The following is a 15,519-nucleotide window of genomic DNA, read 5'->3' as shown; positions in this document are numbered from 1 at the left end:
CGCGCCGATCAGCTCTCGCCGCCCGCGTTGCCGCTCGTGCCCGCGGTCACGTCGTGCAGGCGATACTTCTGGATCGCCTGGCCGGCCAGCGCACGATCGACCGCGCCCTCGGTCGCGAGCGCCTGCAGGGTGCGCACCACGATCGACGGACCATCGATCTTGAAGAAGCGCCGCGCGGCGGCTCGCGTGTCCGAGAACCCGAATCCGTCGGCGCCGAGCGTGACGAACTGGTGCTGAACCCACGGGCGGATCTGATCCTGGACCGCGTGCATGAAGTCGCTGACCGCGACCACCGGGCCGGGGGTGCCGGCGAGCTTCTGCGTGATGTAGGCCGAGCGCGGCTCTTCGTCCGGGTGAAGGAAGTTGTGCTCGTCGGCGGCCAGACCGTCGCGGCGCAGTTCGGTCCACGACGTGACCGACCAGACGTCCGCCTGGACTCCCCAGTCGTCACGCAGCAGCTGCTGCGCCTCGAGCGCCCACGGCACACCCACGCCCGAGGCCAGGATCTGCGCCCGCGGACCGTCGCCCTCGGGCGACGAGATGCGATGGATCCCGCGCACGATGCCCTCGACGTCCACACCTTCCGGCTCGGCCGGCTGAACGATGGGCTCGTTGTACACCGTGAGGTAGTACATGACGTTGGGGTCGGGGTGCTCGCCGCCGTACATGCGCTGGATGCCGTCGCGGACGATGTGGGCGATCTCGTAGCCGTAGGCCGGGTCGTACGACACCGTGGCGGGGTTGGTCGACGCCAGCAGATGGGAGTGCCCGTCAGCGTGCTGCAGGCCCTCGCCGGTCAACGTGGTGCGACCGGCCGTCGCGCCGATGATGAACCCTCGGGCCATCTGGTCGCCCGCGGCCCACTGCGCGTCGCCGGTGCGCTGGAAGCCGAACATCGAGTAGAAGACGTAGACGGGGATCAGCGGCTCGCCGTGCGTGGCGTACGACGTCCCCGTGGCGGTGAAGGCCGCCACGGCTCCGGCCTCGTTGATGCCCACGTGCATGATCTGGCCCTGCGGGCTCTCCTTGTAGGCGAGAAGGAGCTCGCGGTCGACCGAGGTGTAGTTCTGGCCGTGCGGGTTGTAGATCTTGGCGGTGGGGAAGTAGGCGTCCATTCCGAACGTGCGGGCCTCGTCGGGGATGATCGGCACGATGCGGTGGCCGAAGTCCTTCGCGCGCAGCAGGTCCTTCAGCAGACGGACGAATGCCATCGTGGTGGCGATCTCCTGCGTGCCGGAGCCCTTCTTCGGCAGCGCGTAGGCGGCGTCACCCGGAAGCTCCAGGCCGACGTGGTGGCTGCGGCGCTCCGGGAGGAAACCGCCGAGCGCACGTCGGCGCTCGAGCATGTACTGGATCGTCTCGTCCTGCTCGCCCGGGTGGTAGTACGGCGGCTGGTAGGGATTCTCCTCCAGTTGCTCGTCCGTGATCGGGATGCGCATGGAGTCGCGGAAGTGCTTCAGGTCCTCGAGCGTCATCTTCTTCATCTGGTGGGTCGCGTTCCGACCCTCGAAGTGGTGACCGAGACCGTAGCCCTTGATCGTCTTGGCGAGGATGACCGTGGGCTGACCCTTGTGCTCGACCGCCGTCTTGTAGGCGGCGTAGACCTTCTGGTAATCCAGTCCGCCGCGGCGGAGCTTGCCCCAGATGTCGTCGTCCGACCAGTCCTTCACCAGCTGTGCTGTGCGCTCGTCGCGACCGAAGAAGTGCTCGCGGATGAACGCGCCGTCCTCGGCGCGGTAGGTCTGGAAGTCGCCGTCGGGCGTCGTGTTCATCAGTCGCACGAGGGCGCCTTCGGGGTCCTGCGAGAGCAGTTCGTCCCAGCCGCGTCCCCACACCACCTTGATGACGTTCCAGCCGGCGCCGCGGAAGAAGCTCTCCAGCTCCTGGATGATCTTGCCGTTGCCGCGCACCGGGCCGTCGAGGCGCTGCAGGTTGCAGTTGACCACGAAGGTCAGGTTGTCCAGACCCTCGTTGGCGGCGACCTGGAGCTGCCCGCGGCTCTCGACCTCGTCCATCTCGCCGTCGCCGAGGAAAGCCCACACGCGGGAGGACGACAGGTCCTTGATACCGCGGTTGGTGAGGTACTTGTTGGTCATCGCCTGGTAGATGGCGTTGATCGGGCCGAGGCCCATCGAGACCGTCGGGAACTGCCAGTACTCCGGCATGAGACGCGGGTGGGGGTAGGACGGGATGCCGTCAGGCGCCTTGGACTTCTCCTGGCGGAACCCGTCGAGCTGCTCGGCGGTGAGGCGTCCTTCGAGGAAGGAGCGCGCATAGATGCCGGGGGACGCATGGCCCTGGATGAAGACCTGGTCTCCGCCCGAGGGATCGTCCAGCCCGCGGAAGAAGTGGTTGAACCCGACTTCGTAGAGCGAGGCCGACGACGCGTACGTCGAGATGTGGCCACCCACGCCGATGCCCGGGCGCTGGGCGCGGTGCACCGTGAGCGCCGCGTTCCAGCGGATCCAGCGACGGTAGCGCCGCTCGAGCTCTTCGTCACCGGGGAACTCGGGCTCGCGGTCCACCGTGATGGTGTTGATGTAGTCCGTCGTCGGGACCTGCGGAACGTTGAGCTGCAGATCGTGCGAGGACTGCAGAAGGCTGAGCATGATCTCGCGCCCGCGCCCTCGACCCTTCGCCTGAACGAGCTGCTGGAGGGACTCCTGCCACTCCGACGTCTCTTCGGGATCGCTGTCGAGGGGTTCCTGCGAGTACGGATCCTGATCGTTGACAGTCACAGAAGACCTTTCGTCGTCTGGCAGATCATGCCAGGTAATCGCAACCGGTGCGGCCCTGCCGTTGTTCGCGACCGACAACGCACCGTCCATCAGCCTAGCGAGTCGGCGGCGTCGTCGAGGCCGACCGTGTCACTCTCGTAGACTTCCTCCCGAGGGCCTTTAGCTCAGCTGGTAGAGCGCCACGTTTACACCGTGGATGTCGTCGGTTCGATCCCGGCAGGGCCCACTCGACGCAGCCGCGGGGCCGGGTAGGTTGGTTGCGTGAACGCCAGCCCAGAAGACCAGCGCCGTCTCGTCGACCTCGCCGACCTCGATGCCCGCATCCGGCAGGCCGAGCACGCGCGGCGCAACCCGCCGCAGGCGGCCAAGGTGCAGGAGCTGCTCGCCCATCGCCAGCGCCTGTCGCAGGAGTTGACGATCCGCCTCGGTCTGCGCGACGATCTGCGCACCGAGCTGTCGCGCATCGAGTCCGACGTGGCCGTGGTCGACGCCCGCAGCGCGCGCGATGCGCAGCGGCTGGCCGCATCCTCCAACTCCAAGGAGGCGCAGGGTCTCGAGAGCGAACTGGCATCGCTGGCGCGTCGCAAGAGCGACCTCGAAGACGCCGAGCTCGAGGTCATGGAGAAGCTCGAACAGGCCGAACGCGCCGCGACCGAGCAGGAGCAGCTGATCGCGCAGACCAACGCCGAGGGCGCATCGCTGAGCGCCGAGGCGAAGCGCGTCGTCGCCGAAGCCGACACCGCATACGACGCGGCGACGCGAGACCGCGCTGCTCTGGCGCAGAACGTTCCGGCGGCGCTGATGGCGATGTACGAGCGCATCGCCGCACGGGGGACGGGCGCCGCGCTGCTGGTCGCCCGGACATGCGAAGGGTGCCGAATGGTGCTTTCGGGCACGGACCTCAACCTCATCCGGCAGGCTTCGGACGACACGGTCGTGACGTGCCCGGAGTGCGGCTGCATCCTCGTTCGCTCTGGCGAATCGGGCCTGTGAGGGGCGAGGACCGGTACGCGCACCGAGGTGGCTGAGCAGGTCCGGATCGTCCTGGGCCGCGACGGCTCGCGGGTCGCCGCCCTCACGATGGGCGCGGGCGGCGTGAACGCCCAGGAGAGCGTGGACCTGGAGGAGCTGCCGGCCTGGGTCGCCGAGCGCGAGCGCCGCGGCGGCATCCGGTGGATCTGGAACGACACGGTCGATTGGTATCCCGGTCTGCTGGAGGCGGGGGTGCGGGTGGCTCGGTGCCAGGACCTCCGGTTGACCCACGCCATCCTGCGCCACGCGGCCGGCGTGGCGGGCACGGCGATCATGCGCGGCTCCGGCGAGTGGGATGCGCCGCCTGCGGGGCGCCATGGCGCAGGCACGGCCTTGTTCTCGCTCGCGGACTGGCCCGCACGCACCGGGGTCCCCGCGGACGTGAGCGCCGCCCACGCCGAGTTCGCCCGGCAGCAGGACGCCGTGGCCACGTCGCGGGACCCGGGACGTCTGCGCCTGCTCGTGGCGGCCGAATCGGCAGGGGCGCTCGTGGCGGCCGAGATGACCGCGGCAGGGTTGCCGTGGGACCGGCACGCTCACGATGACATCCTCACCGGAGTGCTGGGGGAGCGATCGGCAACGGGGGTGCCCGCTCACCTCGCGGATGCCGCAGGACGCGTCCGGGCGGCGCTCGGTGATCCGAACGTTCGCCTCGATTCGCCGGTGCAGCTGCTCCGGTCGCTCCGACGTGCCGGACTGTCCGTGGAATCCACCGGCAGGTGGGAGCTCGCGCAGCACGATCACCCCGCCATTCCACCGCTGCTGGAGTACAAGCGCCTCGCCCGCCTGTTGAGCGCGAACGGCTGGGCATGGCTCGACGAGTGGGTGCGGGACGGCCGATTCCGCCCCGTGTTCATCCCCGGCGGTGTCGTCACGGGACGCTGGGCATCCGCAGGCGGGGGCGCGCTCCAGCTTCCGCGACAGCTGCGTCCCGCCGTGCGCGCCGATGCGGGCTGGATGCTCGTCGTCGCCGACGTGGCACAGCTCGAGCCCCGCGTCCTGGCGGGGATGAGCGGCGACCGCGGGCTCGCAGAGGCGGCCCGGGGGCGCGACCTCTACGAAGGGATCGTCGCCACGACGGCCATCACCGAGCGCGCCGACGCGAAGATGGCGCTCCTCGGCGCCATGTACGGCGCCACCAGCGGGACATCGGGGCGGCTTGCTCCGCAGCTGCGCCGGTCGTTCCCCCGTGCGATGGCGATGGTGGATGCCGCGGCGGCGCGCGGCGAGGACGGCGGAGCGGTCAGCACGCTGCTCGGTCGCACATCACCCGCACCGGACCCCCGCTGGCTCGAGGAGCAGCGGCGCGCGAGCGAAGACGGCGCGACGCCGGCGGAGATCTCACGCTCGCGATCGCGCGCGCGTGACCGCGGACGCTTCACCCGGAACTTCATCGTGCAGGGGACGGCGGCGGAGTGGGCGCTGGCATGGCTCGCCGATCTGCGGGCGGAACTGGCCCAGGCGCCCGCGGCGATGACCGAGGCGACGCTGTCGGGGCCGGTCTTCGGCAGGCGCCCGCACCTGGCGTTCTTCCTCCACGACGAAGTGATCGTCCACACCCCCGCCGAGCAGGCCGACGCCGTGGCCGCGCAGGTCCGTCGGAGCGCGGAGCGCGCCGGGCGTCTGCTGTTCGGAGACTTCCCGATCGACTTCCCGCTCGATGTGCGGGTGAGCCGCACAGCCGAAGCGAAGTGATGCCCCACCCGGGCGACTAGACTCGGCCTCGCGAATGGGTCGGCTGGACGGTCGCGTCGCCCGCGGTTCTCCGCGGGTGCCGAGGAACGTCCGGGCTCCGCAGGGCAGGGCGGTGGGTAACACCCACCCGGAGTGATCCGCGAGACAGTGCCACAGAGAGCAGACCGCCCGGCTCCGGCCGGGTAAGGGTGAAAGGGTGGTGTAAGAGACCACCGGGGTCGCGGTGACGCGACCCGCACGGCAAACCTCGCCCGGAGCAAGGCCAGACAGGGGATGATGACGCGGCCCGCCGAGTCCCCGGGTAGGCCGCTGGAGCGGCACGGCAACGTGTCGCCGAGAGAGATGACCGTCCACGGGGCGCAAGCCTCCGGACAGAACCCGGCGTACAGGCCGGCCCATTCGCCTCTCAGCCGGCGGTGTCGTCGCGCAGTGCCCGCGCCCCCAGGAGCGACAGCGCAGCAGCGCCGATGATCCCCGCGTTGTTGCGGTGGACCGCGGGGACGATGGGCGTGGCCAGCTTCAGCAGCGGGAGGAACTTGTCGGCGTGCTTGGACACGCCGCCGCCGACGATGAACAGATCGGGACTGAAGAGGAACTCGATGTGGCTGTAGTACCACTGCAGCCGCTCGGCCCACGCCTCCCAGGACAGCTCGTCACGCTCCATCGCGGAGTAGGCGGCGTACGCCTCGGCGTCCCTCCCATGCTCCGCACGCTGAACGTGGCCGAGCTCGGAGTTCGGGATGAGAACCCCGTCGTACAGCAGTGCCGACCCGATGCCGGTACCGAGGGTGGTCAGGATCGTGAGCCCGTCCTGGTCTTTCGCGGCGCCGTACCTCAACTCGGCTATCCCCGCCACGTCGGCGTCGTTCGCGAAGTGGATGTCGCGACCCAGCCCGTCTTCGAAGAACTTCTCGGCCTCGAAGCCGATCCAGGCGTCGGAGACGTTGGCGGCGGACAGGGTGCGGCCGCGCTTCACGATGGCCGGGAATGCGACGCCGAGGGCGATGGAGGCATCCGTGACGCCGAGCCGATCGAGGACGCCCCGTACCGCCTCGAGCACGTCGGCGGGCTCCGCGCCCGCCGGCGTCGCGACCTTCACGCGGTCCGAGATCAGCCGGCCTCCGGCGAGGTCCACCAGACCCGCTTTGATGCCGGTGCCGCCGATGTCCACGCCGACCGCGTGCGTCGCCTGAGATGCCATGCCGTCCAGCCTATCCAGCGCGGTGGTGCCCATCAGTAGGATCGACGCATCGGCCCGAAGGCGGCGCCGGGAGGGGGAGCCATGAGCGGCGACAGCGAGAAGTACTGGTACAACCTGACCACCGGCCAGGTCGAGCGGGGGTTCGAGTCGCCTGCGGTGGATCGCGCCGGCCCCTTCGAGACCGAAGACGAGGCCCGGCGAGCTCCGGACATCCTGCGAGAGCGCTCGCGCGCGTGGGCCGAGGAAGAGGCGCGAGACGACTCCTGGGGTCCTGCCGGGCGCGGCGGCGCGTCGGGGGATGCCGACGGCGACCAGTAGTCTGGCTGAAGCCGGTCCGGCACGGGAGAGGATGCAATGGACAAGCAGCGCGACTTCGTTCTTCGGACCATCGAGGAACGAGGAGTCAAGTTCGTCCGTCTGTGGTTCACGGACGTCATCGGGACGCTGAAGTCGGTGGCGATCGCCCCGGCCGAGGTGGAGGGCGCCTTCGCCGAAGGCCTCGGCTTCGACGGGTCGGCCATCGAGGGCCTCACCCGCTCCTATGAGTCCGACCTCCTCGCCCACCCCGACCCGACGACGTTCCAGACGCTGCCGTGGCGCGGTGAGATCGACCCGACGGCGCGGATGTTCTGCGACATCACCACCCCCGACGGTCAGCCCGCGGTGGCCGATCCCCGCAACGTCCTCAAGCGTGCGCTCGCGCGAGCGGCCGACGCGGGCTTCACCTTCTACACGCACCCCGAGATCGAGTTCTATCTTCTGAAGTCCTCGACCTACGGACCCGAGGGCCCCGTTCCCGTGGACTCGGCGGGATACTTCGACAACGTCCCCGGGGGCACCGCGCACGACTTCCGTCGGCGTTCGGTGCGGATGCTGGAGGATCTCGGGATCTCGGTCGAGTTCAGCCACCACGAGGGTGGACCGGGCCAGAACGAGATCGATCTGCGCTACGCGGATGCGCTCGCGACGGCCGACAACATCATGACGTTCCGCACCGTCATCAAAGAGGTGGCGATCGAGCAGGGCGTCTACGCCACCTTCATGCCCAAACCGCTCGGCGGGCAGCCCGGCAGCGGCATGCACACCCACATGTCGCTCTTCGAGGGAGACGTCAACGCCTTCTACGAGGAGGGCGCGCAATACCAGCTGTCGAAGGTCGGTCGTCACTTCATCGCCGGCCTCCTGCGCCACGCGAACGAGATGGCGGCGGTGACCAACCAGTTCGTGAACTCCTACAAGCGGATCTGGGGTGGCGACGAGGCCCCGAGCTTCATCTGCTGGGGGCACAACAACCGCTCCGCGCTCGTGCGCGTTCCGATGTACAAGCCGAACAAGGGGCAGTCCTCACGGGTCGAGTACCGCGGCCTCGACTCCGCGGCGAATCCCTACCTGTCGTACGCGCTCCTGCTGTCGGCGGGTCTCAAAGGCATCGAAGAGGAGTACGAGCTCCCGCTCGAGGCCGAAGACAACGTCTGGTCGCTCACGGATGCCGAGCGGCGGGCACTCGGCTACGCGCCGCTTCCGGCGAGCCTGGACCATGCGCTGGAGTACATGGAGGAGTCCGAGCTGGTCGCCGAGACGCTCGGCGAGCAGGTCTTCAACTACGTCCTTCTGAACAAGCGTCGCGAGTGGGAGCAGTACCGCGCGCAGGTCACCCCCTTCGAGCTGAAGAGCAACCTCGAGATGCTCTGAGCCGGGCTCATGTCGGCGACGGATCGCTCCACCTCCCTCACGGAGCTCGCCCGCCTCGGATTCAGCAGTCTGTCCGAGGCCGACGCGCTCCTGGCCGAGATCTCCGACGCGACGGGGTTCGAACGCGGAACCCTCACCGAGCGGGCCACGGCGGCGGCCGACCCCGACGCCGCCGTCGCGGCGGTCGCGAAGATCGTCCGACGTGCCCCGCAGGCCGTTATCGACCTTCGCGGCGACCCCGTGGGATGGCGCGCGCTGTGGGCTCTGACCGGAGCATCTTCCGGCTTCGCGGACTTCTACCTGCGGCATCCCGAGGAACTCGCCTCACTGCGGGGAGCGGGCGCGGCGCTCCCCGGCATCGAAGCGATGCGCGAGACCATGCTGCAGGCGGTCGGCGCCGAGGACGGGTTCGCGGCGGGCGGGGGAGAGGCATCCTGGGTCGCGCTGCGCGTGCGCTACCGCCGGATCCTCGCGTGCATCGCCGCGTACGACCTGACGAGTGACTCCGCGGTCGACGAGATGCCCGCGGTCGCGGCGGCTCTGGCGGACGCCGCCGGAGCCGCCCTGGAGGCCTCGCTGTGCGTGGCACGCACCCGCATGTGCGGCGGCGGACCGGGCGGAGGCTCGTTCACCCGCGACGAGGTCGCGGGCACACTGCTGGCGATCATCGGCATGGGCAAGACCGGCGCGCGCGAGCTGAACTACGTCAGCGACGTCGATGTGATCTTCGTCGCCGGCCTGGCCCCCGACGCCCCGGACGGACTCGCCGAAGGCCGGATGCTCGACATCGCCACCCGGCTGACCGTGCAGACCATGCGGGGCATCTCAGGCGTCGAGATCGAGCCACCGCTGTGGGAGGTCGATGCCAACCTCCGCCCCGAGGGCAAGCAGGGCGCGCTGGTGCGCACCCTCGACTCGCACCTGTCGTATTACGACCGGTGGGCCAAGAGCTGGGAGTTCCAGGCGCTCCTGAAGGCGCGGCCCATCGCGGGAGATCCTGTGCTCGGCGACGCGTACGTCGCCGCGGTGCAGCCGAAGGTGTGGACGAGCGCGGCGCGCGAGAACTTCGTCGACTCGGTGCAGCGGATGCGCGAACGGGTGACCGAGCACATCCCCGCGGAGGACGTCGCCTTCCAGCTGAAGCTCGGGCCCGGCGGCATCCGCGATGTGGAGTTCACCGTCCAGCTGCTCCAGCTCGTCCACGGTCTCAGCGATGACAACATCCGCCAGCGCGGCACCCTCGACGCACTGGACGCGCTGGTGGCCGAGGGATACATCGGGAGAGCGGATGCCGCCGCCTTCGCCCGTGACTACCGCGTGCTGCGCCTGCTCGAACATCGCGTGCAGCTTCGGGCGCTGAGGCGCACGCATCTCATGCCGGCTCGCGAGGAGGAGCGACGCGTACTCGCGCGCGCATCCGGCCTGGCGGCCTCCGCCGAGGACGTCTGGGCGCTGTGGGAGGCCACGAAGCGGGAAGTCCGGGACATCCACGTCCGCCTGTTCTACCGCCCCTTGCTTTCGGCTGTGGCCGCGCTGCCTGCCGAAGAGCGGGTCATCTCGCCCGCGCAGGCGCACGACCGCCTGGCCGCGATCGGCTTCACGGATCCCACCGGGGCATTGCGCCACATCGGCGCCCTCACCAGCGGGATCAGCCGGAAGGCGACGATCCAACGCCACCTCATGCCGGTGATGATCCGCTGGTTCGCCGACGGCGTCGATCCCGACTACGGTCTGATCGCGTTCCGCCGCCTCAGCGAGCGGCTCGGCAACACGCCGTGGTTCCTGCGGATGCTCCGAGACTCCTCGGGCGCCGCCGAGAGCCTCACCCGTGTCCTCTCCGGATCGAGGTATGTCGGCGAACTGATGGAGTGGATCCCCGAAGCCGCCGCATGGCTGGATGACGACGAGCTGCTGCGTCCGCGATCGGGCTCCTCCCTGCAGCAGGAGGCGCGGGCCATCCAGACGCGCCACACCGACATCACCGGCGCGATGCGAGCCGTGCGCGCGCTGCGACGGCGCGAACTCCTGCGGGTCGCCATGGCGGGCATCCTCGGCACGACGACGATCGAGGAGATCGCCGACGCGCTCACGACGATCACCGAAGTCACCATCCAAGCGGCGCTGCGGGCCGTCCGACGCGAAGTGGTCCCCCCCGAAGACGACGATCTCGACTTCTCGGTGATCGCGATGGGACGCTTCGGCGGGCGGGAGCTCGGGTTCGGCTCGGACGCCGACGTCATGTACGTCTACCGGGCGAACGGCGTGGATCCGCAGCGCGCGAACCAGCTCGCCCTCCAGATCGTCGCGGAACTCCGCCGTCAGTCGGAGGACCACCGCGTGCCGCTCGACCTCGACGCCGATCTGCGGCCGGAGGGGCGAAGCGGACCGCTCGTGCGCTCGTTGGACAGCTACGCCGCGTACTACCAGCGCTGGTCGCTGTCCTGGGAGGCCCAGGCGCTGCTGCGGGCGCGAGGCGTCGCGGGCAGCGTGAAACTCATCGCGGCGTTCACCGCCCTCGCCGATGAGATCCGCTACCCGGCGGAGGCCGACGCGCAGGGCCTTCGCGAGATCAAGCGCATCAAGGCGCGTGTCGAGAACGAGCGGCTGCCGCAGGGAACGGATCCGGCGAGACACCTCAAGCTGGGTCCCGGTTCGCTCTCGGATGTCGAATGGCTCGTCCAGCTGGTGCAGCTGCAGCACGCGCATCGGGTCTCCGGGCTTCGCACCACCTCCACGATCGCCGCGCTGCGAGCGGCCGAGGACGAGGGACTCGTGCCGACGCAGAGCGCGGACCTGCTCGCCGAGGCGTGGCGCCTGTCGAGCAGACTTCGATCGGCGAACACGCTGCTGTCGGGTCAGACCAGCGACGTGCTTCCCGCCGATCGTGGCCGCCTCGACGGCATCGGGCGTCTGCTCGGCTACCCGCCGAGGTCGGCGACCCAGGTCGAAGAGGACTACTTCGGCGCCACCCGACGTGCGCGGCGCGTCTTCGAGAAGCTCTTCTACGGCTGATCGCTTCAACGAGAGAAGCCCCCCGGACCGAGATCCGGGGGGCTTCCTGCGATACGTGGGTCAGACCCCGAAGTACAGCTCGTACTCGAAGGGGTGCGGACGCTGAGCGATCGGCTGGATCTCGTTCTCGATCTTGTACTCGATCCAGGTCTCGATGAGCTCGGGCGTGAACACGTTGCCCCGCGTCAGGAACTCGTTGTCGGCGCGCAGCGCCTCGAGCGAGTCCAGGAGCGAGTTCGGCACCTGCGGAATGTTCTTGGCCTCCTCGGGCGGAAGCTCGTACAGGTCCTTGTCGACCGGCTCGTGCGGCTCGATGCGGTTGATGATGCCGTCGATGCCGGCCATCAGCTGCGCGGCGAACGCCAGGTAGGGGTTGCCCGAGGCGTCCGGGGCGCGGAACTCGATGCGCTTGGCCTTCGGGTTGGTGCCCGTGATCGGGATGCGGATCGCCGCGGAGCGGTTACCGGCCGAGTAGACCAGGTTCACGGGTGCCTCGAAGCCCTTCACCAGGCGGTGGTAGCTGTTGAGGGTCGGGTTGGTGAATGCCAGGACGGCGGGAGCGTGGGCCAGGATGCCGCCGATGTACCAGCGCGCCACGTCGGACAGACCGCCATAGCCCTTCTCGTCGTAGAAGAGCGGCTCGCCGTTGTTCCACAGCGACTGGTGGGTGTGCATTCCCGAGCCGTTGTCGCCGAAGAGCGGCTTGGGCATGAAGGTCGCGACCTTGCCCCACTGCTCGGCGGTGTTCTTGACGATGTACTTGAACTTCAGGATGTCGTCCGCAGCGTGCACCATGGTGTCGAAGCGGTAGTTGATCTCGGCCTGGCCGCCCGTGCCGACCTCGTGGTGCGCGCGCTCGAGGAGGAGTCCGGCCTCGATGAGCTTGAGGCTGATGTCATCGCGGAGGTCGGCCTGCTTGTCCACGGGTGAGACCGGGAAGTATCCGCCCTTGTAGGGGGTCTTGTTCGCGAGGTTGCCGCCCTCTTCCACACGGCCGGTGTTCCAGGCGCCCTCTTCGGAGTCGACCGAGTAGAACGACGAGTTCTGCTTCACCTCGTAGCGGACATCGTCGAAGATGTAGAACTCCGCCTCGGGAGCGAAGAACGCCGTGTCGGCGATGCCGGTCGACGCCAGGTACTTCTCGGCCTTCTTGGCCACCTGACGCGGGTCTTTGGAGTAGATCTCGCCGTTGCGCGGGTTGTAGATGTCGAAGACCATGATGAGCGTCTTCGCTTCGCGGAACGGGTCGAGGTATGCGGTCGACACATCGGGGATGAGCTGCATGTCGGACTCGTGGATGTTCGCGAAGCCCCGGATGGAGGAGCCGTCGAACAGCTGGCCGACGGTGAAAAACTCCTCGTCGACGGTGGCTGCCGGGATGTTGAAGTGCTGCTGCACACCAGGAAGATCCGTGAACCGGATGTCGAGGAACTTGACGTCCTCGTCCTTGATGAACTTGAGCACCTCGGATGAATCACTGAACATGAAGTCTCCAGGGGTAGGGCATCGGGAACTGCCGCTCGCAAAGCGAGCTTGCCTGGCAACGTACCGGTGGGGCATTGCCCGGCAGTGACCGGATTGTTTCCGGCATGTTACACGGGCCTGGTTAGGCTGATCCGGTGACGCAGAGTGCGCAGGAGTATCCGGGTGAACGGCTCGGCCTTCCCCGCGACGGAGACGGTTCGATAGCCCGCCCTGGGCGGCGCGTGGCGGCGCTGTTCCTCGATTACGGCGCCGCCTACCTCATCTCGGGCTTCTTCGGATGGGACCCGCTCGCCATCCTCACGATCTTCGCGATCATCCAGATCGTCTTCATCCCCACGCTCCAGGGGAGCCCGGGGCACCGCCTCTTCGGTATGCGTCTTCAGCGCGTCGGTGGCGGCTGGGTCGGCCTGGGCAGGCCACTGCTGCGCACCCTCCTGCTGGTCGTCGTTATTCCGGCGGTGATCTGGGATGCCGATCAGCGCGGTCTGCACGACAAGGCCGCCGGAACGGTGCTCGTCCGGACCTGACCCCCGCCGCGCGCGCGTCAGCGCGGGCGCGGGGCGCGCACCTTGGTGGGGTCGATCCCCTTCGGGATGGGAAGGGACGAGAGGGACTGCGAGACCGATTCGACCCGCTTGATGACCGCCGCCATCGTCGCGCGGTCGATGGCCTTCGGCAGCGACTTGATCGTCGAGGCCAGCTTGCCGACCGGAACCTCGTCGGAACCGTGGCCGAGGTAGAGGACGGTGACCGGAACGCCGGACGCCACGCGCTGCACTTTCGCCCGCTCGTCGTTCACCAGGCGAGTGAGGCGACCGCGAGCACCCTCGCCCACGATGACGATCCCGCCTCGGCCGATCGCGCGATACACCGCCTCCTGGGTCTTCGGGTTGATCCCCACCGGCATCTCGCTGGCTTGCCAGCGCCGCCCGAGTGAGGTCGACAGCACATGACCGGCCGCCCCCGGCATCCCGTCGATCTTCTTGTACATCGCCAGCGTCGACATGCGGGTCATCGTCATGAGCGAGGCCAGCACGCCGAGCATCAGCCCGGTGATGCCCCAGAGGATGACACTCCAGATGGCGACGGGCGGCAGCAGGAATCCGAGCCCCACGCCGAGCGCGACACCGAGCAGCAGCACGCCCACCAGCAGGAACGGCAACCAGCGGTATTCCTTCTGAGTGAACGTGTAGAGGGTGCGGATCTGCGAGAAGAAGCCGGGGCGCTTCTCGGGCGTCGTGGTGCGGGCTGCCATGCGCATCATCCTACCGTTCCACCGCCTCGCCCCCTCCTCCCCAGTGCCCCTGCAGGATCGGTTCCTCCACAGCCTGGCGGGGGAGCCTCCGGCGGTCAGTGTCCCGGGACGACACTCTTCCCATGACCGAACGCGAGCTGATTCCGGGTGTGTATCGCACCATCCGCGGCCTCAGCGCGGGTCGCGAGGCGCCGTGGGCGGGCACCCTGTGCCAGGACGCAGCGGGGGCGGCGTTCCACGTCGTCGATGCCGAGGTCCTCGGAGACGACTGGGCGGGGTGGCGGGCCGCGCCCGACGGCCATGTCCTGGCCGCCGTGGACGTGGTCCGGCGGGCGTCGGGCCACGACGTCGTGCTCCCGGTGTGCGACGAGCCCGTGACGGCGCTCCTCGACCGTCGCGCCGGAGCGGGCGCGCCGCTTTCGGCGGGGGAGGCCGTGACACTCGGCATCAGCCTGCTGCGGGGGATGGGCGAGCTTCCCTCTGACGCGGCTGCTTCGTGCGCGGAGTGGTGGATCACCGGGGACGGTCGACCGGTGGTGGTGTCGGGCGCAGGGCGGGACGACGCCAGGGCGGCCAGCGTCGCCCTGGTCGAGCACCTGCGCAACCACGTGGACCTGTCGTGCTGGGGCCGGGTGCGCGATGCGGTGACGGTCGAGCGGTTGTCCGCCGTCGAGATGGATGCCGCCGAGGCTGCGCTCTTCGCCGAGGCGGCGCCGGAACCGCTCGCCACCGCGGTGCTCGCGCCGCGCACGGCACGCAGCGTGAGTCGGATCGGTCCACCCGAGATCGAACCGGTGCCTCCCGCTGACCCCTGGCCGCTGCGTGCGCTGCGGCACGTCGACGGCGACCTCGCGGACATGGTGTCCCGTGCGACGACGTCGCTGTGGCGGCGTGCGCGGGCGGCGCCAGGATCGGCGGGCAGGCGCAGACCGTGGGCGATCGCCGGGGGCGTCGCCGGGCTGATCGTCGCGGGTGGGCTGCTCTGGCCGACACCGGCCGAGCCCGGGCCGGCCGCTTCCGCCCCACCGCCGTCCGCGATCGAACCCGCCACGGCGACACCCGCCGCGTCGTCGGCGGCGGCTGAGGAAGCACGGGTCCCGGGCGCCACCGCACACGAGGACGAGGACCTGGCGGCCGTCCTCGCGGATCTGCTGGCCAGACGTGCGGAATGCGGGGGAGATCAGTCCTGTCTCGAGACGACCGCCGCGGCCGCGTCCGTCTCGTCGCAGACACTGGATCTGCCGGAATCCGATCGAACCATCGAACTCGTGGACGACCTCGGCGACGTCGCGGTTCTCAAGGTGGTGCCGCGCGATGCCTCACTGGCAACGCAGGTGGTCGTCATCGTCCGCAAGGACGGCTCATGGCTGCTGCGGGACGTTCACGACGTCCTGCAGCAGCCATGAGCG

The 15,519-nt window shown here is 69.3% G+C and carries 11 protein-coding genes, 1 tRNA gene and 1 other RNA gene; 9 read left to right on the top strand and 4 right to left on the bottom strand.

The window, feature by feature from the left end:
- Positions 1-8: 8 nt before the first annotated feature.
- Positions 9-2,738 (bottom strand): pyruvate dehydrogenase (acetyl-transferring), homodimeric type, encoded by a 2,730-nt coding sequence (aceE, locus tag NFR93_RS02355; RefSeq protein ID WP_251449718.1) that lies wholly within the window; start codon positions 2,736-2,738, stop codon positions 9-11.
- Between the two features lie 153 nt (positions 2,739-2,891).
- Here aceE and NFR93_RS02350 point away from each other — a divergent pair.
- The 4 genes from NFR93_RS02350 to rnpB all read left to right on the top strand — a co-directional run bounded on the left by NFR93_RS02350 (position 2,892) and on the right by rnpB (position 5,867).
- Positions 2,892-2,964 (top strand) — tRNA-Val (locus NFR93_RS02350).
- Between the two features lie 35 nt (positions 2,965-2,999).
- On the top strand, positions 3,000-3,731 hold the full coding sequence (locus tag NFR93_RS02345) for a zinc ribbon domain-containing protein (RefSeq protein ID WP_251449717.1): 732 nt from the start codon (positions 3,000-3,002) through the stop codon (positions 3,729-3,731).
- A gap of 27 nt (positions 3,732-3,758) precedes the next feature.
- Complete coding sequence (locus tag NFR93_RS02340; protein ID WP_285814533.1) at positions 3,759-5,465, top strand: bifunctional 3'-5' exonuclease/DNA polymerase; 1,707 nt, start codon at positions 3,759-3,761, stop codon at positions 5,463-5,465.
- Between the two features lie 35 nt (positions 5,466-5,500).
- An RNA gene (rnpB, locus tag NFR93_RS02335) (RNase P RNA component class A) lies at positions 5,501-5,867 on the top strand.
- Positions 5,868-5,871: 4 nt separating this feature from the next.
- On the opposite strand, the gene ppgK is transcribed toward rnpB, so the two are convergent.
- Complete coding sequence (gene ppgK / locus NFR93_RS02330) at positions 5,872-6,666, bottom strand: polyphosphate--glucose phosphotransferase (protein ID WP_251449716.1); 795 nt, start codon at positions 6,664-6,666, stop codon at positions 5,872-5,874.
- An 81-nt stretch (positions 6,667-6,747) separates the two neighbouring features.
- Between ppgK and NFR93_RS02325 the strand changes: the two genes are divergently transcribed.
- From NFR93_RS02325 to NFR93_RS02315, 3 genes are read left to right on the top strand one after another with little or no spacing between them, the layout of a single operon-like run.
- Entirely contained in the window at positions 6,748-6,984 is a 237-nt protein-coding gene (locus NFR93_RS02325) for an SPOR domain-containing protein (RefSeq protein ID WP_251449715.1), read from the top strand.
- A gap of 36 nt (positions 6,985-7,020) precedes the next feature.
- Positions 7,021-8,358: a glutamine synthetase family protein gene (locus NFR93_RS02320; RefSeq protein ID WP_251449714.1), complete on the top strand. Its 1,338-nt coding sequence runs from the start codon at positions 7,021-7,023 to the stop codon at positions 8,356-8,358.
- A gap of 9 nt (positions 8,359-8,367) precedes the next feature.
- Entirely contained in the window at positions 8,368-11,370 is a 3,003-nt protein-coding gene (locus NFR93_RS02315; RefSeq protein ID WP_251449713.1) for a bifunctional [glutamine synthetase] adenylyltransferase/[glutamine synthetase]-adenylyl-L-tyrosine phosphorylase, read from the top strand.
- Positions 11,371-11,430: 60 nt separating this feature from the next.
- Here NFR93_RS02315 and glnA read toward each other — a convergent pair whose 3' ends face one another.
- Positions 11,431-12,855, bottom strand: coding sequence for a type I glutamate--ammonia ligase (gene glnA, locus NFR93_RS02310; RefSeq protein ID WP_251449712.1), 1,425 nt, complete (start codon positions 12,853-12,855; stop codon positions 11,431-11,433).
- A gap of 134 nt (positions 12,856-12,989) precedes the next feature.
- Here glnA and NFR93_RS02305 point away from each other — a divergent pair, with 134 nt between their 5' ends.
- Entirely contained in the window at positions 12,990-13,382 is a 393-nt protein-coding gene (locus NFR93_RS02305; RefSeq protein ID WP_251449711.1) for an RDD family protein, read from the top strand.
- A gap of 17 nt (positions 13,383-13,399) precedes the next feature.
- Here the strand turns inward: NFR93_RS02305 and NFR93_RS02300 are convergent, their stop codons facing one another.
- Positions 13,400-14,110, bottom strand: a complete 711-nt coding sequence (locus tag NFR93_RS02300; RefSeq protein ID WP_251449710.1) for a DUF4191 family protein — start codon at positions 14,108-14,110, stop codon at positions 13,400-13,402.
- Between the two features lie 122 nt (positions 14,111-14,232).
- Between NFR93_RS02300 and NFR93_RS02295 the strand changes: the two genes are divergently transcribed.
- On the top strand, positions 14,233-15,516 hold the full coding sequence (locus NFR93_RS02295) for a hypothetical protein (RefSeq protein WP_251449709.1): 1,284 nt from the start codon (positions 14,233-14,235) through the stop codon (positions 15,514-15,516).
- Positions 15,517-15,519: the final 3 nt, after the last annotated feature.

Source organism: Microbacterium sp. Marseille-Q6648 (assembly GCF_943181415.1).
Lineage (GTDB): Bacteria > Actinomycetota > Actinomycetes > Actinomycetales > Microbacteriaceae > Microbacterium.
Note: the sequence above shows the minus strand (reverse complement) of the source record. Positions and strands in the feature narration are given on the sequence as shown.